Genomic DNA, 19,379 nt, shown 5'->3' with positions numbered 1-19,379 from the left:
TGGAGTTGCAAGAGAGGACGTCGTGGTACTCCGGGCACTACCCGGGCAAAGAGAGAGGTCGTAATGGAGGAAGCCATGAAGGACAGTAGCCGCTTTAAGTTTCATAGCAACGATAGTTATGGCGAGCTTGGCGATGGCAACTACCTGGACCGACACATCCTACGACAACCACGTTTTTAACCGAGACAGCACGAGTTACCGGCACACATACGACATCACGGACGGCCCCAACGGGTTCGTCCCCGGCACAGATCTCGCCTACAACGGCAGTCTCGTTCTCAACTTCGAAAGCTTCGGGCTGGTTGATTACGCGATAATCCTGATGGGGAACCTGCTTCCGGACGCAATGGGCTTTAGCAACTCATCGGACCAGAACATCGGCCTCGACTTTCTGGCGCTGTGGCGAGTCAACGAGTACGGACACCTCAGCATGACCGTCAACCGCCTCACCGGTTCCTTCACCCTTGTCGATTCCGTCCTGACGGTGGAAGGGATCGACCGAACCCCGGCCGTGCCGGAACCGGGGACGATGGTTCTCCTGGCAGCGGGATTTTTCGGAGTGGCAATCTACAGCAAACGTCGCCGCAACGCGTAACACGGGCAGGTGAGCTTGGGGGATGCCTCGAACGGGCATCCCTCAGTTCATGCACCACACACCCCTCCCCCCTAGCCCTCAAGGTGCTCCCACGCGATACACCGTACCGCTGCCGTAATCTGCCACGTACACTTCACCAGCTTCGTCCTCCCCGAAAGTGGAGATGGAGAATTTCGTGTCCGCAAGAAGCTGAGTCCGCCATGTCGATCCATCTCTGCGCAGGCCCCAGATGCGCCCGGAGCAGAAGTCGCCGTACAGGTAGATTCCCTTCAGCGACGCGGCAGTGCCACGGTACACATACCCTCCGGTCACCGAGCAGTCCCCGCGGCCGTGACGATACTCGGCGACAGGGAGGACCAGCCCAGACTTGTCGCACTTCTCTTTCTTAAAGCAGCTGCTCCCCTCCATCCGGTTCCATCCATAATTGGCTCCGGCACCGGCACCAGCGGGCTGGAAGTCGACCTCTTCCACTTCATCCTGCCCGACGTCGGCAATGTAGAGGTCACCTGTCGTCCGGTCGAAGGAAAAGCGCCATGGATTGCGCAGACCGTAGCCCCATATCTCGTTCCGGAACGGATTCCCCTTCGGGATTGCATACGACTTGGTGCCCGATGAGACGTCAATGCGGAGGATCTTCCCGAGGAGCGTGTCGCGCCTCTGGCCGTTGCGGTGTGGGTCCCCCCCCTTCCCTCCATCACCGGTGCCGATGTAGAGAAACCCGTCCGGGCCGAAAGCGAGTTCACCACCGTTGTGGTTACGATACGGCTGGGTGATGTGGAGAAGCTGCGTGCGGGAGGCCGGATCCGCCCTGTCCGGGTCGGCGCTCACGGAAAAGCGGTCGATGGAGGTGTTGCCGATCCCCGTCTTGTCGGTGTAGTTCACGAAGAAAACGCGACGGCGGGCGAAGTCGGGAGGAAACTCCAGGTCCAGCAGCCCCTGCTCGCTGCCGGTCCTGGTGACGAGTCCGGATATATCGAGAAAGGGGGTGGCCGAAACAACCCCGTCCCGCACGATCTTCACCCTCCCCCCCTGCTCCACCACAAAAAGCCTGTTGCTGCCATCCCTCGCGCTGACTATCGCCGTCGGGTCAGTAAACCCTTTGGCCACCGGGGTGAAGGTGAGGGAGGCGGGGAAACCGGGAGCACCCTTTCCGGTAGCACTGTTTCCCTCGCGGGAACAGGAGGATAAAACTACGACAGCGAAAACAGCCAAAGACATGAGAAAGACTGGTGAGGTTCTGCTCCGCCTGTCCATTTGCCCCTCCTCAGGTGCTGAACTGAACTCCATTCCGTCGCATGCGACGCGTAGCATTTTATGCGGCCGCTCTTTTGCCGCACGCTCTCCAATTCTACGTCCTCCGTTGGTGTTGGCGAGCATCCAAGGTTCAGGAAATGTGGGTACAGATGGAGGGAGGGCACACGGCCCGGTCTCACCGCCTTTGTCGTGCGTAGCTGTACTTCAGTGACGGTTTGTGCGGAAAGGAGGGACGAAATGCGGGGGCTCGCGGTCCAGGCAATACGTGTCCGCTACTGATGGGTACTGCATTGCTCGACGACGTCTCTTATTCTACGCGCCACTTCAGGAGGGTTGACGGAACGACCGTCGATGGTCTCCAGTCTCTGAATGGCATCGGGAACGTCACTTGGCTTTAAGAGAACTGGGAGTATTTTTACCTCTGATTCACGTGATCTTCCAAGTGCCACCCCTATCTCAAACATGGCCCACTCCGAGGCCATAAAATCTGGGGAGATGAGTAGTACAAACACAGAAGATGAATCCAGAGCAGATTCGATCTGAAACATCCAGTCCTCACCAGCTCTTATGTCTTGATCAGTCCTGCTAGGGACGTCCAAAGTGTCCAGGGCACTTTTTAAAGCTTTTCCCCACTCGTCATCCTTGTGCGCAAAAGATATAAAGACTTTGGGTAATTCCGGGTTCATTGTTCACCTTGGAGGCCTTAGCTATTGTCATGTCTCTTTTCATAAGTATCGCAGAAAATGGGCGATCCGACACGAGTATCTGCTCGGGCATCCCTCAGTATCCCAGCTTCCGGTCCAGGCTCCGGTACTGTATCGCCTCGGCTATGTGCTGCTCCTGAATGTTTTCCGTACCCGCGAGGTCGGCGACGGTGCGGGCTACCTTCAGGATCCTCGTGTAGGCGCGGGCGGAGAAGCCGAGTTTCTCGGTCACCACTTCCAGCAGCCGGTGGCCGGCGGCGTCCGGCTCGCAGAATTTCCTGATCTGCCTCGGCGTCATCTGCGCATTGCAGTGCACCCGCGTCCCCTTGAACCTTTCCAGCTGTATCTCCCGCGCCGTCCCCACCCTGGCCGCGATCGCCGCGGAGCTTTCGCCTTCCGCACGGTCCGCCAGTTCCCGATACCTTACTGCCGGCACCTCGATGTGGATGTCGATCCGGTCCAGGAGCGGACCGGAGATGCGGGAGCGGTACTGGTGGATCTCCCGCGGCGTGCAGGTGCAGCCGCCTCCGCTCTCGCCGCTTTGGCCGCACTTACATGGGTTCATCGCTGCGACAAGCATGATACGACTCGGGTACGTCACAGACGAGAGGGCGCGCGAGATGGTGACGCGACCGTCCTCCATCGGCTGGCGCAGCACTTCGAGGACGTGCTTCTTGAATTCGGGGAGTTCGTCGAGGAAAAGGACGCCATTATGTGAGAGCGAGACTTCGCCCGGCTTGGGAGTCGTGCTCCCGCCGATCAGGCCGACGTCGGAGATGGTGTGATGCGGGGAGCGAAAGGGTCGGGTGGCTATCAGCGCCCGCTCCTTCTCCAGAAGCCCCATCACGCTGTACACCTTCGTCGTCTCTATCGCCTCCTCAAACTGCAAAGGGGGAAGGATGGAGGGGACGCGCCGCGCCAGCATCGTCTTCCCCGATCCCGGCGGACCGATCATGAGCAGATTATGTGATCCAGCCGCGGCGACTTCGAGGGCGCGCTTGGCGTGCTCCTGCCCTTTCACCTCGCAGAAGTCTTCACCGTACTCGCACCCCTGCCTGAAGAGGGCGTCGATATCGGCCTTGTACGGCTCGATCTGCAGCGCGCCGTTCAGGAAGTCCACCACTTCGCACAGCTGCGAAACGCCGATCACCTCGATGCCGTCAACGACGCCGCCTTCGCAGGCGTTCTCAGTCGGCACAACGATACCTGCAAGTCCGGCCTCCCGCGCTGCGACCGCCACGGAGAGGCAGCCGCGAATCGGCTTCACTCCGCCGTCCAGGGAGAGTTCCCCCAGAAGGAGATACTCTTTCAGCTTCTCGCCCTGCACGGCGCCGGTCGCGGCGAGTATCCCTATGGAGATGGGGAGGTCGAAGGAGGCGCCCTCCTTCTTTACATCGGCCGGGGCGAGGTTGACGGTGATCTTGCGGTTGGGGAAGTCGTAGCCGGAGTTCTTGAGGGCCGCCTTGACTCGGTCCTTGCTCTCCTTTACCGCTACGTCGGGGAGTCCTACGGTGGCAAGTTGGGGAAGACCCTGGGCTATGTCCACCTCCACATCGATGAGGATGGCGTCAATGCCCAGAAGCGCGCTGGAAAGTACCTTGGCGAGCATGGCTTACCCCCGATGGAGGGAGTTGCTTTGGATTGATTCTGGTGCTGCGTGGACGGTACGAGGTGGCTCCGCCCCCATCGCCACCCCTGCCCCCCCTTCACGGGAGGGCGGGATGGTCTGATGAGCCGAGCCGGGATGCTTAGGTATCGAGAAGCTCCAGGAACTTTTCTGCGTCGACGGCGGCCATGCAGCCGGTGCCGGCGGAGGTGATCGCCTGCCGGTAGACACGGTCCTGCACGTCTCCCGCGGCGAAGACTCCGGGTACGTTCGTGGAGGTGCACCCCCCCTCGCAGCCGCCCTGGGTCAGGATGTAGCCGTCCTCCATGTCGAGCTGGTTTTCAAATATGGAGGTGTTCGGCGTGTGGCCGATGGCGATGAAGCAGCCGTGCACCGGGATGATCTTGTCGGTGCCGCTGACGACGTGGTGCAGGCGGATTCCCGTCACCCCCCCCTCGTCCCCCAGCACCTCTTCCAGGACGTGATGCCACTCGATGGTCACCTTCCCGGTCTTTGTCTTCTCTATCAGGCGGTCCGCGAGGATCTTCTCGGCGCGGAACTTTTCCCGGCGGTGCACGACGGTCACGTGGGAGGCGATATTGGCAAGATAGAGGGCTTCCTCGACTGCCGTATTACCGCCGCCAATGACTGCAACCGGTTTGCCGCGGTAGAAGAAACCATCGCAGGTGGCGCAGGCGGAGACCCCCTTCCCCTTGTACGCCTGCTCGGAGGGTATGCCGAGGTATCTGGCGGAAGCGCCGGTCGCGATGATGAGGGCGTCGCAGGTATAGATGCCGTTGTCCCCCTCCAGGGTGAAGGGGCGATCCTTCAGGTTCGACTTGTGGATCTGGTCGTAGATTATCTTCGTCCCGAATCGCTCGGCGTGGCGCAGCATCCGCTCCATGAGCTCCGGTCCCTGAACGCCGTCGGGGTCCCCCGGCCAGTTGTCCACCTCGGTCGTGGTCATCAGCTGCCCACCCTGCTGCATGCCGGTGATCAGTACGGGGTTCAGGTTTGCGCGCGCGGCGTAAACCGCGGCGGTGTAGCCAGCGGGTCCGGATCCGAGAATTATGAGCCGGTGATGAGTTACTTCCATTTAACCAACACCTCCACTTTTTTGGCGCAAGATAACAGTATAGAGGCAAAAATGCAAGGCGGCAAACCCGCATAAACATTGACCCTATAAGGGCCCAAAGTTATAATGAAGAAAAATGAGCCGACCGGCGCAATGACGGAAGCCGTGAAAAATGAGGGAGCTTCTACCCTTCGCCCGCACGTCCTCCGGCGCCGGGTGGAGGCACACGGAACGGAGTTCCACGAGCATCCTACGCACGGTTTCTGAACATGGCAGGCAAGGGAGGGCGCCTCTCTGCCGACGAGGTGGACCATGGATTCACACGCTCACGCTGAACCTCACGTACACAGCGCATCGTGCAGCCACGCGGGCCACGATCACCACGAACATCATCACGACCACCATCTGGACCAGAGCATCGCGGGGCGCCTGAAGTACGCCATCATACTAACCGGCGCCACTCTCCTCGCGGAGGTCATCGGCGGGATCTGGACGAACTCCCTGGCGTTGCTCTCCGATGCCGCCCATGTCTTTCTCGATCTCTTTGCCCTGCTCCTCTCCCTCGCCGCGATCAGGCTCGCTGCCCTTCCCGCCACCGATACCCGCACCTTCGGCTGGCACCGGGCGGAGGTATTCGCCTCCTTTATCAACGGCATCTCCGTCTTTTTCATCGCGGCGGTAATCTGCTATGAGGCGGTCGGCAGGATCTATCAGCCGGAAGAGGTGAAAAGCTTTCCGATGCTGGTGATCGCCGGCATCGGCCTCGGCATGAACCTTTTCTCCGCCTCGGCTCTCCACTCTCACTCGCACGACGACCTCAACGTACACAGCGCCTTCCTGCACGTCATAGGCGATGCGGCAGCCTCCGTCGGCGTCATCATCGGCGGCATCATCATGTACTACACCAACTGGTTCCTGCTCGATGCCATCATCTCCATCGGCATCGGCGCCGTCATCTTCTGGGGATCGTGGCGGGTGATCCGGGAATCGACCCACATCCTTCTCGAGGGTGTGCCGAAGACAATCGTGCTTGACGAGGTCGCCGGCACCATAATGGAGGTGGAGGGGGTATCGGAGGTGCACCACCTGAACGTGTGGACCATATGCTCCCACATCCTTGCCCTCTCGGCGCACGTGGTCATCCCGCGCTCCTTCCGCGGTGAACACGCCCCGATGCGCAGCCAGATCGAGAAGAAGCTTTTCGAGAAGCACCACATCTCCCACACCACGCTCCAACTGGAGAGCGAGCCGTGCACGAAGGAGGGGCACGTGAAGACATTCCGGCACCGTCCGCGTGCCGGCGGGGATGACCACGACCATGCCCACGGCGGCAGTTGCTCCGGGCATCACCACTAGAGCGGGCGCCGGCATGCTTGACTATGCCCTCATCCAGGAAGCCGCCCAAAGGATCAAGGGGCGCCTCCACAAGAGCGCGCTGATTAACGCTCACCATTTCAGCGAAAAGCTGCATCTCCCTCTTTACCTCAAGTGCGAAAACCTGCAGCGCACCGGTTCCTTCAAGATCCGGGGTGCATTGAACTTCATGACATCGCAACCGCCCGAGGCGCTGGCCGGCGGCGTAGTTACCGCCTCTGCTGGAAACCATGCGCAGGGGGTGGCGTTTGCCGCGCAGCTTCTGGCGGTCCCCGCGATCATCTACATGCCTGAAAGCACTCCGCCTCAAAAAGTCTTTTCCACCAGGGAGTACGGAGCCGAGGTTGTCCTTGCCGGCAGAAACTTCGATGAGGCATGCAGCGCTGCCCTCGGTGCTGCCCGCGACAGGGGCGCCCTCTTCGTGCACGCCTTCGACGATGAACTCATCATGGCGGGGCAGGGAACGATAGGTCTGGAGCTCCTGACCCAGCTACCGGACATCGCCAACGTGCTCATCCCGATCGGCGGAGGGGGCCTCATCTCAGGGATCGCCACCGCCATCAAGAAGACGAACCCGCAGGTGCGCATTATCGGAGTGGAGGCGGCCGCCGCCCCCTCCATGCTCCTCTCCCTTAAGAAAGGGGAAGTCACCACCGTCCCGTTGCACGCAAGCCTCGCAGACGGCATCGCCATCAAGACGGTGGGGCAGCGGACCTTCCCGGTCGTGCAGGCGCTCGTGGACGAGGTCGTGATGGTGGGGGAAGAGGAGATCGCGCAGGCGATCGTGGCGCTTCTGGAAAGGGCGAAGCTGATGGTGGAGGGCGCTGGTGCGGTAGGGCTCGCCGCGCTCATGGCGGGGAAGGTGAAGCGTCTGGAGGGGAAGACGGTGGTTCTTCTTTCCGGCGGAAACATCGATGTGAAGACGATCGCCACCGTGGTGGAAAGGGGGCTGGTGGCCGCCGGGCGTTACCTGAAGCTGAAGGTCGAGCTGGAAGATATTCCCGGCGCCCTTGCGTGCCTCCTCTCAGCCGTGGCGCAGACCCGCGCCAACATCTCCATCATTACCCACGACCGCCGCGCCCGCTCCCTCCCGATAGGGAAGACGGAGGTACTTCTGGAGGTGGAGACCCGCGGTGTGGACCACATCGAGGAGGTCATCAAGTACCTGTCGTCACAGGGGTATCAGCTGGAGGTGACGCGCTAGCCGCACACCCACCCCATCCCCACCCTGTCCCTCCCCTTGAAAGGGAGGGGACGTGATTGTTACTGCTCCTCAAAGGGAGGGGCGTGTAATGTAGGCCGGGATAAGCCGGAAGGCGTTCCCGGCGTCCGACTCTGGCGACCTTTGCGCCGACGCTTACACCAACTCCGTCCCGCCTCTCATTCCGCCTTGTGTTCCTTAATCACCCGCAGGAACGCATCTCCATACCGCGCGAGCTTGTGCTGTCCGACGCCGGTAATCTTCAGGAGCTCCCACTTGTCCTTCGGCATCTGTGCCGCCATCTCCGCGAGGGTGGCGTCGGCGAAGACGACGAAAGGGGGCACCTGCTGCTCGTCCGCGATCTCCTTGCGCAACGCCCGCAGCTCCTGGAAAAGCGCGTTGTCGTACGCCGGCTTTTTCTGTGCCGCCTTCTTCTCGACTGCACCGCGCACATCCCGCGTCTGCGGCCTCGCCAGCACCAGCCGCTCCTCCCCCCGCAGCAGTGGCCTCGCCCGTTCTGTCAGCTTCAGCACCGAGTAGCTGGCGATGTCCTGCTCCAGATACCCCAGGTGAACCAGCTGGCGGATCACGCCGCTCCACGCATCCTGTGACAGGTGGCGGCCGATACCGAAGGTGGACAGCTTGTCGTGGCGCAGCTGCTGTATCCGCTGGTTCTGCGAGCCCCGCAGGACGTCGACCACATGCCCGAGCCCGAAGCGTTGCCCCACGCGGAAAACGCACGAAAGCGCCTTTCGTGCATCATCGGTGGCATCGAACCGCTCGGGAGGGTTTTCGCAGATGTCGCAGTTGCCGCAGTCCTCCTCCAGCCTGTCGCCGAAGTACCCGAGAAGCACCCGCCGCCTGCAAGTCTGCGCCTCGGCAAATCCGACCATCGCCTGCAGCTTGTGCATCTCTATTCGGTTTTGCTCCTCGTTGTTGCCGTTACCGATGAGGGCTGCGGCCACGGCGATATCGCCATAGCCGAAAAGAAGGAGCGCCTCGGCGGGGAGCCCGTCCCTCCCGGCACGCCCCGTCCCGCCACACCGGCGAGGTCACATGGTATGGACGCCTCTCTTTTCTGTCTATGTTCAGAAGCTTATATAAATTTTGACCATGTCCATACCTAATGTCTTTTTTCGGGGTCTCGCTGCCCCAAATGTCCATACTTTGAGCCGTAGAGAGATAGCACCGGCTGAGGCCCAATGTACGCGTCTTTCAGTTTGGGGTGGCTTAGAAGAAGAAAACGATAAAGGAAGGGTGTCAACGTTATTCTGGAAGAGGAATTTCACCACGCTCGGTGCTCAACGTGATACTCCAACCTTCCGGATCCTCCAGACCTTCATTTGTGGACCTCGTGTGTTCTTTTTCATCGTCTTCGCTCCTATTTATTGGGCTCTGGCCGGTTTAATATCCCAGCCGGCGGCTTCGACTCCTTGATGGCGCTCGATACGGAGTCTGTGAACCCTTCCACAGCGGCTACCTGAGGAGCCGCGGGGACCCCTCTTCCCATGGCGCTACAGGATGAGGAAGGGCACAAACGTCTGGGCCTTCGTGCGCGACCTGGAGTTGGTGCGCGCCAGACGGGGCTGTCACCTCTGGAGGCGTCAGAAGGGTAGAAAATAATATTGCAATAGCATAAATATATTTATATAACGGCAGCCATGAAAAGGGCTTTATTCGCATGGATTGGAAAGAACGATCTCGACGCCGCGTCATCCGACGGGGCGAGGGGGCTGGGCGCCATCTGCCAGTCCATCTCCTCCCGCAACTATGGAAAGGTCGTCCTTCTTTCCGACTGGCCGGCGGACAAAACCCAAGGGTACTTCAACTGGATCAGGGCACGCACCTCCGCGGAGTTGGAGGTGAGATCGGTCGAACTTGCCAATCCTACCGATATTCCGGCGGTGTACGACTACGCCAAGCGAACGGTACAGGAGACCTTGCGCGGTATCGGAAAGGGCTGCGAGGTAACCTTCCACCTCTCCTCCGGTACTTGGGCGATGGCCTCCGTGTGGATCATCCTCGCCAACTCCTTCTTCACGGCGACGCTGATAAAATCCTCGCCGGAGGAGGGGGTGCAGGATGTCTATTTCCCCTTCGAACTCGCCGCCGATTATCTTCCCGACTTAGTAAAACGGAAAGATAAAGCGGTTGGCCCGCTTTTTGATGGAGGCAGTGCCGATGCGCCGGCCTTCAGCAACATCATTCACCGCAGCGAGGTGGTGCTCCGACTCCTCTCGAAGGCGCAAAAGGCCGCCCCGCACTTCCTGCCCGTGCTCATCCTGGGCGAATCGGGAACCGGGAAGGAACTGTTGGCGAGCGCCATCCACAAGTCGAGCCTTTGCAAGGGACGGTTCGTCGCCGTGAACTGCGGCGCCATCCCGGCCTCGCTGATCGAATCGGAACTCTTCGGCCACGCCAAGGGGGCCTTCACCGGGGCGGCCGGCCAAAAGCATGGGCTGATAAAAGCCGCGGCCGGCGGTACCCTCTTTCTCGACGAGGTGGGGGAGTTGCCCCTCGGCGCGCAGGTCAAGTTCCTGCGGGTTCTCCAGGAGGGCACCTTTACCCCCGTGGGCGCAATCATCCCCGAAACGACCGATGCCCGGATCATCGCCGCCACCAACAGGAATCTCCTGGAGGAGGTCGCCGCGGGGAGGTTTCGCGAAGACCTGTTCCACCGGCTGGCGGTGGCCATGCTCTACGTGCCGCCCCTGCGCGAGCGGGAAGGGGACCTGATACCCCTGATCGACCACCTGCTGCGGGAAGCGAACCGGCGCCTGTCGAAGGGTGCGGGGCACACGCCCAAGAAGCTCTCGTCCGCAGCCCGTACCGTGTTGCTCCAGCATCACTGGCCCGGCAACGTGAGGGAACTGCAGAATACCCTTCTGCGGGCAGCGCTCTGGTCCGACGGGAACGTCCTCGAGAAACAGGACATCGAAGAAGCCCTGCTACCCGCTCCTCCTCGCAGTGGAAGCAACGATGAAGGACGCGGAGACGTTCTGGGAGTTCCACTGGGGGATGGGTTCGATCTGGAGGGGATTCTCGGTGAGGTCGCCAGGCATTACCTGAAAAAGGCAATGACCGCATCCGGCGGTAACAAGTCGAAGGCGTCGCGCCTTTTGAACTTCAAGAGCTACCAGACGCTCGACAACTGGCTTAAAAGATACGGACTGCGCGACACGCCGTCTTCGTGACGCGACCGCCGCACGATTCCCCTGATCGACGGGGGAGGGCGCGGCAACAATTATTTGCAGGTGCCTTTCGTGAAGATCATCGACAAAATCTACCAAGTCGCCGACGAAGCGGACTTCGGACCGCTTTTTAGAAACCCCTTCTCCATCTGCAGAAAGGCCGTGAAATACCTGTTCATCGGCACCTTGTGCTTATGGGGATTCCAGCTTCTCCTGGTACCCATTCTGGACTCCCCCGCATTCTTCCGCTTCGTTGACAACTTCGTCTTCAAAGATGCGCTGAATTCGAGAAGCAACGACCGGATCGCCTATGTGGACTCGGTCGACTGGTCCGCCACCGAAGAAGCCTTGAGCACGGTTAGGGACCGGATAATTGTCTTCGACAAGCCGTTCCATTATCTGCCCTCGGACGCCGGAAAACGTGCGTTCGTCGCTTTCGTAACCCGCCTTGCGAGTTCGAACAAGGTGGTAGTTTCGGTATCCCGGGAAGAGTACGGGAAGCTCGGCAATGCCGCGGTTGCCTCGCTCGGCAACGTTCCGAACCTGTATCTCGCCGCGGAAAGGGAAAAGAAAACCGAGGTATTCTACAAAAACAGGTTTCTCGCTTACATGCTGCATTCGTTCGCAATGTACGATTCCGCGTTGGCAGACGCCGCGGTACGGTCCTTCTTTTCTTCGGAGACCTATCACCGGGCCAAGGGCAAAGATGTTTCTTTGTGCAGCGTGGCCAACATCGTTCACAGTCTTCAAACACTCTCGCTCCGCCCCGAGCCGAGCACGATACAGGACCTTATAAACCAGAACGTGCTGTGGGCGGTGGTCAGGTACTCGGATCTGCCGGTCGAATCCGATCTGACGAAAATCGTGCCGCCGGTTGCGGTGCTGCGCTCTGCAGACTTCCGCAAGAACGGGAGCCTTCCGTCGTCGCAGGTGCTGATCGTGGGGAATACCCGCAATGACCAGGTGGTGACCCCCATCGGCACTATTCCGAGCATCGTCTATCTCGGTAACGCGATTCAAAGCTATGGCCATGGCAACGTCTACCGCTACCTGCTCGGACTGGCCGTCGACCTGGCGCTGCTTCTGCTTTTTTTTTACCTTCCTTATCTATACCTCGTAACGTTTGGCCACCTCCGAAAGTCGTTTCGCAGCAATGTAACGTGGTTACTATCACTGGTGCCGCTCTACCTGGCCTATTTCTGTTCGTTCCTTCCTTTGGAGTACTTTTTTTCGACCAACGGGATTTGCCTTACCTTCTTTTTCGTGCTCGGCAGTTATGTGGGAGGCTTCGGCTTTCTGCTGGCGACAGCCTTAAGCCTCGCTTACGCTTTAGTAAACCACGATGAAGCGGAGATCGTCTTCAACCGCAGTATCGAGGTATTCAAACGGGAGGGGGAAAAGAGGACCCTGCGCAAGATAAAGCACGAGGTGAACCCGAGGCTGAGCGCGCTGACCACCGCCACCGCCGGCATCTCCAGGGTGGTGGCACGGCTCGGAATCGGCGACGAGCCGATGGTTGTCCGGCGAGACAACACCGTGAAAAAGACGTTGGCCGACGGCCTGCGCGCCTTGGAATCCAACATCAGGGATATCGAGGAACAGGTGAACAACAAATCGGGACGCTACACCTTCGACGAAGGCAGGATACCTGCCGAGACCGTCGATCTCGTCGAACTCTTCGACACGAAGGTGAGGAAGTTCCTTGAAGACAGATCCGACAGGATACGGTTCGCGCTCGAGACCAGTGCCCGCAGCATTGCGTTTAGCCTCAAGAAGGACCTCTTCATCGATGCAATGTCCAATGTCGTGCAGAACGCCCTGAAACACGGGGCGCTGGAGACAGTCGTCGACCCGGTGGTGGGGTTCAGCATAACCGCAACAAAAAAAGGGGTGGTGATCGACTGCTACAACAACGGACAGAGATTTCCCGACAACATCACTGAGGCCGATTTCACCGAGTGGTACTCCATAAAGAAATCAAGCGGCATCGGCGGCGACATTATAGGAAAGGCCGTGCGAGAGCATGCAGGCCGATTCGACATCGTCCGGACTGGCGATTTTCCCTGCCACTTCAAGATAACCCTCCCCTGGAGATGACATGACGCAAGGCCCTTTCAAGATTCTGCTGATCGACGACGACGAGAAATTCTGCGATTCCTTCGACGACAGGGTAACCTGTTCCCACAGAGAGTTCGATCTCCTCATTGCCAACAATCTCGAGGACGCCAAAACAATCTTCGCTTCTAACAGGAATTCCATCTCGGCGGTGATCTCCGACATCGACTGCAAGGTGTCTGGCACCTCGCGCAACACCGACCGCTATTACTTCTCCGAGATGGTGCGCTACTTCGGTGTGAGCGACCCGAAGCTCCCGGTTTTCGCCCTCACCGGCTTCGATGACGAGTACGACCGCAAGAAAAGCGAGTACAGGGACATCGAGGTCTATCGCAAGGGGAAGGACGAAGAGCGGTTGCTCTACGAGATAGCCACACGGCTGAGAAACTCCGCCCTGGACAACCTTAAAGCGGAGTACCTAGAGGTAATGAACATCGCCTCCTGTCACCTGGGACTCCTCAGCGCAGACGAGATGATGAGTGTCCTCCTCAAGAAGGACGCCGACGACCAGCCGACCGTCAGGGGAAATCTGGCGAGCCTGCGCAACATCTTCGAACGCATCTTCGTGTCCCCGAAATTCAGGGCAATTCTCCCGGAGGAGTACACGAGGAACCTGGTGGGAAATCTGGATCTGCGGATGAGGGACATCTTCTATCACCTCAACGGCCAATTCGACAAGGACAAGGGAAAGCACAGGGGAGCCATATACGTGCGGAACGACTCAGCGCTCGACCGCAAGCTGAAGTTCATCTACAAGGTGACCTCGGATGGCCTCCACGCGTATGAGGACAGCCGCCTCGACAAGCCCACGCGATACACCGTCACGTCGGTGCTGTACACGCTGTTCGACGTGCTGATGTGGCTCGACAGGTATTCTCCCGCTTCGTAGCAAGAAGATCGTGTTCGACACGCTGCGCGGGGGGCCGCTGCTGCCGTCCCGGCAGCCTGGCCCCCTCGGTAGTCCCCGGCCAGTAAGACACTTTTATGCTTTCATAAATAAATTTGTGCCGAACTGAGGGTGGGGGAAGGGGTTCTGCGGGATAACATGAAGAAATAGCTAGGGTAATTTTCAGCCCTCTCCCCTGGCACACCGCTCGCTATAGGGAACGTAATCTTCGACTCCAAGGAGTGAAATTATGTTCCCTTCCCACAATCCGTATCCTCAGCTCTTCTCCTGGCTCTGTGCAACCAACGGCATTCCCGAGGACAAGATCGCTCTGGCTGCGCGCGACATGCAGCATTTCGTGCGGCAGGCGCGAGGGATGTTCCACATGCCGCTGGGAAAGCGTATGCCGTACGACGAGGGACGCTTCCGCGGCGCCTACCTCCTGGCCTACTTTCCTTACTACATCGAGCCGCTTTACTACACGATGGAACTCGCCAAGCTCCAGTTCGCGGAACGTCCGGAGGGGACGATGAAGGCTGCGTTCCTCGGCGGCGGTCCGGCCCCGGAAGTGCTGGGGCTTGCCGCCTACCTGCGGGATCACGCCAGGCACATAACCGGCATCCGGGCCACCGTCTTCGACCGTGAACCGGGGTGGGGAAAAGTGCAGCAGGAACTGCTCCCGCTCCTCGCTCCCGGCTACTCCAGCCATCCGGAGCGGCTAACCCTCGCCCATCAGCCTTGCGACGTGGCGGCCTGCACCACGTGCGGTTCTCCCTGCGACGCCATCCTTTCGGATACAGACTTCATCGTCTCGCAGAACTTCATGACGGAGATCTACGCGGACCGGGAAAGGGCCTTCGCCACCTTCCGCAATATCATCGCCAAGTCAAGGTGCAAGGCAATCGTCTTTATCGAAAACGCCTACCATGATATCTTCAAGTTCATGGCGGAACTCGCTGCCCGACTGCATGCCGAGGGGCTCACCGTGAAGCGGGGAGAGCCGGTGGCAACGGTGATACGTCCCCGGTTCCCCCTCCCGGAGACCATCCGCACGAACCTCTTTACCGGAGAGGAGTGGCTCATACCGAAAACCAGCGTCAAATTCCACCGCATGTGCCTGTTCATCAAGAGGTAACCATGACCATCGTTTCCGCCAGTCGCAGGACTGACCTCCCGGCCTTCTTCTCCGTATGGTTCATGGCTCGGGTACGCGAGGGGTATTTCGTCAGGGTCAACCCGTTCAACACGAAACAGCAGAAGCGCGTAAGCCTCGCGCCTAACGATGTTGACGCCATCGTTTTCTGGAGTAAGAATCCGCGCCCCCTCATGCCGTATCTCGGAGAGTTGGACCAAAGAGGATACAACTACTATTTCCAGTTCACTCTCAACCCCTACACTTCCTTCTGGGAGCCGCATCTGCCCTCCTTGAGTGAACGTGTTGCCTCCTTCGCGAAACTGGCCGACTGCCTCGGCTCCAGCAGGGTGGTGTGGCGCTACGACCCGGTGATCGTCAGCAGCGTGACGCCGGCGGCGTGGCACCTGGAGCGTTTCTCACAACTGGCCGGGGAACTTCACAACAAGACCGAGCGTGTGGTCTTAAGTTTTCTCGACTCCTACGGCAAGGTGAACAGCCGCCTGCAGCGGCTGCACCGCGATAACCAGATCACCGTCCACGACATAACCGCCGATGACCGCAAAGATGAACTCCGTGATCTCGCCCTCGGTTTCAAGGAAATAGCCGATCGGTGGGGGCTGGAAGTGCTTTCCTGTGCGGAAGGGGACCTGCTCGACGGGACGGGGATCGGACGCGGAAGCTGCATTGACGGAAAGTTGATCAAGAAGCTCTTCGGGATCGAACGACCACTGCCCAAAGACAAGAGCCAGCGTCCGGAGTGCCTTTGCGCAGAGTCCGTAGACATGGGGATGTACAACACCTGCAGCTTCCAGTGCGCCTACTGCTACGCGAATTTAAGCGAGGCGAAGATACGCGCGAACCTGGCAAAGCACGATCCGGAAGTGGCCTCCATGATCGCCGTCAACGAGAAAGCTGCCGACGCAGCAGCGGACGCCCCCGTCCCCAGGCACCACGATCAGCTGTCCTTGTTTTAGCACGCACGGCTCAAGCGGGTCCTGCCCCCGCACCACATACTGCCCTTGTTTACAAGGAAATCAATGAGGAACCGCGAATTGTTGACTAGGAAATCCGTATTAGCTGCATGGTTGGAATCCCAGAAAGAAGATCGGTCGCGACATTCCTTTTTCTAAGCCCGCACGGGCACATGCGATGAACGTGACCGTTCCTAACACCCATATTCCCTTCATTCGACTGCGAACATGACTGAAGCCGGAGTTCGGAGGGGATCCATTACTTTCCGAGCCAGTGCGATCGTGACAGCTTGGGATTAGTTGCAATCCTGCAGCGCTGAAAAGAAACCGGTTCCCCATTCTGATGTCAGAAGTCCAGCAGGGGAATTGCGTTTTAATCGTTCAAACGCGTCTCTAAAGCGCCCCTCGGCAGCCTTCTTGCTGCCAGTTCCTTTTGTTGGTGACGGCATAAATACTTCTCCCATTTTTTGCTCCACAGCACGAAACCAAGGAGTGCCTGGAGGAGTTGAAGTAATCAAAAGGTTGTTTTTTCAAGGACGGCCTCGCTCGCCTGGCGAACGTTCTCGTTTGTCGCCCCCCTGATCCGCCCAATGACAGCTCATCAGATTTGTCCGGAGGCCTCAATCCATCACTTCCACCTTACACACCTGTGGGGAGAGATACTTTACGACATCCTGGATATGCCCATCCTGTGTCTCCACCTCCAGGAAGACCTCTGTCTTTGCCATGGGAAGAGCCCGCGCAGTGATGGTGGAGATAGAGGCGCGAGTCCTCGCCAGCGATGTCAGCAGATGGGCGAGAGCACTCAGAATATCACCAGAATCTACCTTGAGCTTCAGATGAGACATGGCCGCCGACAGTCCTCGATCCTCAACATTCGTGGCCTTTGTACCAACAGCCCCGCCACGATGTTTATTCCCAATCCCTTCCCGCTCATTGCCAGTGTCACGACTCCAGCCTTTTCGACCATGATCTTCGCTCGTTCCTTCACAGACACGGAGGCCTGGGTCCCGTCTTGTGAGAGAGATTACAGGAGCCGAAGGCCGAGTTTCTTTCTGCTCCACTTTGGCGCTAGCAAGTTCTTCAGTTAGCTCAACGATGCGTAGGGTTGCATCTGCAAGGAGTCCAACCGCTTCGTCCCGCTGACGTCTTAAATCCGCGATAACCTCACGAGCAGTCCTGTTTCGTTCCCGTTTTTTTAGCATTCGCTGGCGGGCCGATGGCAGCTGCTCCTCCTCGTGGGCTTTCACGTATTGCTGGATTTCCTCGACCAGAGTAGGGTACCGGCTTTTTCTCAGGGCGGTAGGATCGCATTGAGCCTCCTTAGCGACATTGTTTTGGCTGACCGGCGTCCCCATAGGCAAGATCTTGGGGGCATTCCGCTTGAGCCGGTCAAATGCATCCCTGAAGCGCTTCTCGGCAGTCTCTTTGCCACTACCCTTTGTTGATGAAAGCAAAATAGTTCTCCAATCCACGTTTTTCTTGTTCGAGGGCACGCAGTCGGGGGGCACCAAGCGGCGTTGAAGTTATCAGTAAGGTAATGTGTTCAAGCCTATTTGCGTTCTGTTTTGCCCTCTCGCGATCGAATAAGACATGTTTACAGAAGGGCCCGCCATCCCCTCCTGCGCAATCTGCAATAGACTCTATGCAGTCACCATCACATTGCCCGTTACTCATGCAACCACCCAATGGCGTTGTGCGATAAAAAATGGTTCCCTTTCGAGCTGCTGCTTCAAAATGCTTCGCGTCTTCCTGGCTCAGGATACTGACGTCTTGAAGTCCAACTGAATCTAAAACCATCTTTTTTTTGTAATCATCGCCATGAGGGCTGACGAACCGGTCGGAAAAAATGTCAGCGAGTTCCCGCCCCATTACCTCGTATTGCGCGTTTACCAATAGCGTGCGGACCTCGTCGTTATAGCTCAACTTGGAACTCCCCCTTCCATAATACAGGGATTGTGCTCTGGTCAGGTGCTTCATCAGAAACTGCACCGTGGAATCGCTAACAATACCAGAGGCTTGCATGTTGACGGCTCCAGTGCGTCGAAGTTGATGCCATGCCAATGGCCAAATCTTCCCTACTTGAAACATTTCAGAATTCAGTGTTGCAGTAACTGACCGTGCGATTCTCAGGTCCTCCTCCGTTATCACTAGGGACGCCGGTTCAAATAACCGTGGAAAGTCTGCAATAAAGTCTCTATACGACATAGATGATGGCATTATTGAATACGGCTTCAATGCCTTTCTCGCTACCCACGGTTCAAAAGATCGATGGAATAAGTAAGGGTTAGTAATGTCTTCGGCAGAAGGGTTAGCAAAGGGGTTCTCTTCTGCGCATCGCATGCGCAAGCGGGACACGGATGTCACCGCACCTATGGCCACTTCTATGCTCGGGGTCGTCGGCCAGCGCGCATCGGAATCAGGGTCAGTCTTTGTTGTCGCTCCGCATAAAATCGGAATCTTTCCCAAGACTTCATCCTCTTCATGTGACAAACAATCAGCCCTTAACCCTCTCCCCTCTTCATACCGCATCAAGCTGAAGTTGAGGACATAGGCCAGGCCAGCATGTTGTACAAGTGATAGATACGCGCTGAAAAGGGAGATTCCTTTTCTTCTATTACCTTCTACAGGTTCTCCGACCCAGCGTCTGAGCAGGTCGACGATGCCAAATTTTGCTGCGGTGTGGAAAAAAGCGCCATGGAATTCGCATCCTGATTTAACTCCAGCTCTACCACCTCGGTTCTGGAATGGCCCCCTTGCACTGGATGATTTAGAGGTTAATGCGGCTCTTAGAGTACCGTAGTTTTTTGCGTAGGCCTGTACACAGAACTGAAAGCATTCTTCAACTTTCTCTCGATGGGCTGCATAATCGGAGAGGCATTCCCGCAACCGCTCGACCTGATACGTCCAGATTCGGGGTGGGATATATTCCGTTTGCTCAGGATCCTGTTCCTGCTTGGCCGCCACAAGTTGCGTAAGCCCGCTCCGGTCTAGGATGATGAAACCGAGTTCCTCTCGAGCATCCAGAACTCTTTGCAATTCAGCGACTAAGCGTTCAAACGAAGAGGCCGCGATTACCTCAGGAATTTTTGCTCTAACTGCGGGAAACCTCATTAAATCGCTTGCTAAAATGCCTTCACTACTGCACAACGCTACGATCGCACGCACGGGTGTAAAGAAGTTGTTCTTTAGCGAGCTAACTGATTTAACCCCCCTGGGGCCCCAAACACGCCAAGTCACCATTAAGCGAAGGAGATGGGCATTATCGGAAT

General features: G+C 58.3%; 15 protein-coding genes and 1 pseudogene. 8 read left to right on the top strand and 8 right to left on the bottom strand.

The window, feature by feature from the left end; translation table 11 throughout:
* Positions 1 to 133 precede the first annotated feature (133 nt).
* Positions 134 to 595: a PEP-CTERM sorting domain-containing protein gene (locus LPW11_RS09985; RefSeq protein ID WP_230997974.1), complete on the top strand. Its 462-nt coding sequence runs from the start codon at positions 134 to 136 to the stop codon at positions 593 to 595.
* 78 nt (positions 596 to 673) lie between these two features.
* On the opposite strand, the gene LPW11_RS09980 is transcribed toward LPW11_RS09985, so the two are convergent.
* The 4 genes from LPW11_RS09980 to trxB all read right to left on the bottom strand — a co-directional run bounded on the left by LPW11_RS09980 (position 674) and on the right by trxB (position 5,255).
* Complete coding sequence (locus LPW11_RS09980; protein ID WP_230997973.1) at positions 674 to 1,849, bottom strand: PQQ-dependent sugar dehydrogenase; 1,176 nt, start codon at positions 1,847 to 1,849, stop codon at positions 674 to 676.
* Between the two features lie 272 nt (positions 1,850 to 2,121).
* Entirely contained in the window at positions 2,122 to 2,535 is a 414-nt protein-coding gene (locus LPW11_RS09975) for a toll/interleukin-1 receptor domain-containing protein (protein ID WP_230997972.1), read from the bottom strand.
* A gap of 94 nt (positions 2,536 to 2,629) precedes the next feature.
* On the bottom strand, positions 2,630 to 4,162 hold the full coding sequence (locus LPW11_RS09970) for a YifB family Mg chelatase-like AAA ATPase (RefSeq protein WP_230997971.1): 1,533 nt from the start codon (positions 4,160 to 4,162) through the stop codon (positions 2,630 to 2,632).
* A gap of 139 nt (positions 4,163 to 4,301) precedes the next feature.
* Entirely contained in the window at positions 4,302 to 5,255 is a 954-nt protein-coding gene (gene trxB, locus LPW11_RS09965; RefSeq protein ID WP_230997970.1) for a thioredoxin-disulfide reductase, read from the bottom strand.
* A gap of 291 nt (positions 5,256 to 5,546) precedes the next feature.
* On the opposite strand from trxB, the gene LPW11_RS09960 reads away from it, so the two are divergent.
* Both LPW11_RS09960 and ilvA read left to right on the top strand, forming a co-directional pair.
* Positions 5,547 to 6,590 carry a cation diffusion facilitator family transporter gene (locus tag LPW11_RS09960; protein WP_230997969.1) on the top strand — a complete coding sequence of 348 codons (1,044 nt, stop codon included), beginning with the start codon at positions 5,547 to 5,549 and terminating at the stop codon, positions 6,588 to 6,590.
* A gap of 13 nt (positions 6,591 to 6,603) precedes the next feature.
* Positions 6,604 to 7,812, top strand: coding sequence for a threonine ammonia-lyase (ilvA, locus tag LPW11_RS09955; RefSeq protein ID WP_230997968.1), 1,209 nt, complete (start codon positions 6,604 to 6,606; stop codon positions 7,810 to 7,812).
* Between the two features lie 176 nt (positions 7,813 to 7,988).
* On the opposite strand, the pseudogene LPW11_RS09950 reads toward ilvA, so the two are convergent.
* Positions 7,989 to 8,843: pseudogene (locus LPW11_RS09950) on the bottom strand (RQC domain-containing protein); the annotation flags it as partial.
* 627 nt (positions 8,844 to 9,470) lie between these two features.
* On the opposite strand from LPW11_RS09950, the gene LPW11_RS09945 reads away from it, so the two are divergent.
* The 5 genes from LPW11_RS09945 to LPW11_RS09925 all read left to right on the top strand — a co-directional run bounded on the left by LPW11_RS09945 (position 9,471) and on the right by LPW11_RS09925 (position 16,110).
* A complete protein-coding gene (locus tag LPW11_RS09945; protein ID WP_230997967.1) occupies positions 9,471 to 11,003 on the top strand; it encodes a sigma-54 interaction domain-containing protein in 1,533 nt (510 codons plus the stop codon).
* 69 nt (positions 11,004 to 11,072) lie between these two features.
* Positions 11,073 to 13,097: a hypothetical protein gene (locus tag LPW11_RS09940; RefSeq protein ID WP_230997966.1), complete on the top strand. Its 2,025-nt coding sequence runs from the start codon at positions 11,073 to 11,075 to the stop codon at positions 13,095 to 13,097.
* Position 13,098: 1 nt separating this feature from the next.
* Positions 13,099 to 14,004: a hypothetical protein gene (locus LPW11_RS09935; protein ID WP_230997965.1), complete on the top strand. Its 906-nt coding sequence runs from the start codon at positions 13,099 to 13,101 to the stop codon at positions 14,002 to 14,004.
* Positions 14,005 to 14,251: 247 nt separating this feature from the next.
* Complete coding sequence (locus tag LPW11_RS09930; RefSeq protein WP_230997964.1) at positions 14,252 to 15,136, top strand: hypothetical protein; 885 nt, start codon at positions 14,252 to 14,254, stop codon at positions 15,134 to 15,136.
* Positions 15,137 to 15,138: 2 nt separating this feature from the next.
* The gene (locus LPW11_RS09925) at positions 15,139 to 16,110 is read left to right on the top strand and encodes a DUF1848 domain-containing protein (protein ID WP_230997963.1); all 972 of its coding nucleotides are present in this window, start codon (positions 15,139 to 15,141) and stop codon (positions 16,108 to 16,110) included.
* A 293-nt stretch (positions 16,111 to 16,403) separates the two neighbouring features.
* Here the strand turns inward: LPW11_RS09925 and LPW11_RS09920 are convergent, their stop codons facing one another.
* The 3 genes from LPW11_RS09920 to LPW11_RS09910 form a co-directional block, all read right to left on the bottom strand.
* On the bottom strand, positions 16,404 to 16,571 hold the full coding sequence (locus LPW11_RS09920) for a hypothetical protein (RefSeq protein ID WP_230997962.1): 168 nt from the start codon (positions 16,569 to 16,571) through the stop codon (positions 16,404 to 16,406).
* Positions 16,572 to 16,727: 156 nt separating this feature from the next.
* Complete coding sequence (locus tag LPW11_RS09915; protein WP_230997961.1) at positions 16,728 to 17,564, bottom strand: hypothetical protein; 837 nt, start codon at positions 17,562 to 17,564, stop codon at positions 16,728 to 16,730.
* On the bottom strand, positions 17,542 to 19,221 hold the full coding sequence (locus tag LPW11_RS09910) for a hypothetical protein (protein ID WP_230997960.1): 1,680 nt from the start codon (positions 19,219 to 19,221) through the stop codon (positions 17,542 to 17,544). Before LPW11_RS09910 ends, LPW11_RS09915 begins: the two co-directional genes overlap by 23 nt.
* Positions 19,222 to 19,379: the final 158 nt, after the last annotated feature.

Source organism: Geomonas sp. RF6, from assembly GCF_021044625.1.
GTDB lineage: Bacteria > Desulfobacterota > Desulfuromonadia > Geobacterales > Geobacteraceae > RF6.
Note: the sequence above shows the minus strand (reverse complement) of the source record. Positions and strands in the feature narration are given on the sequence as shown.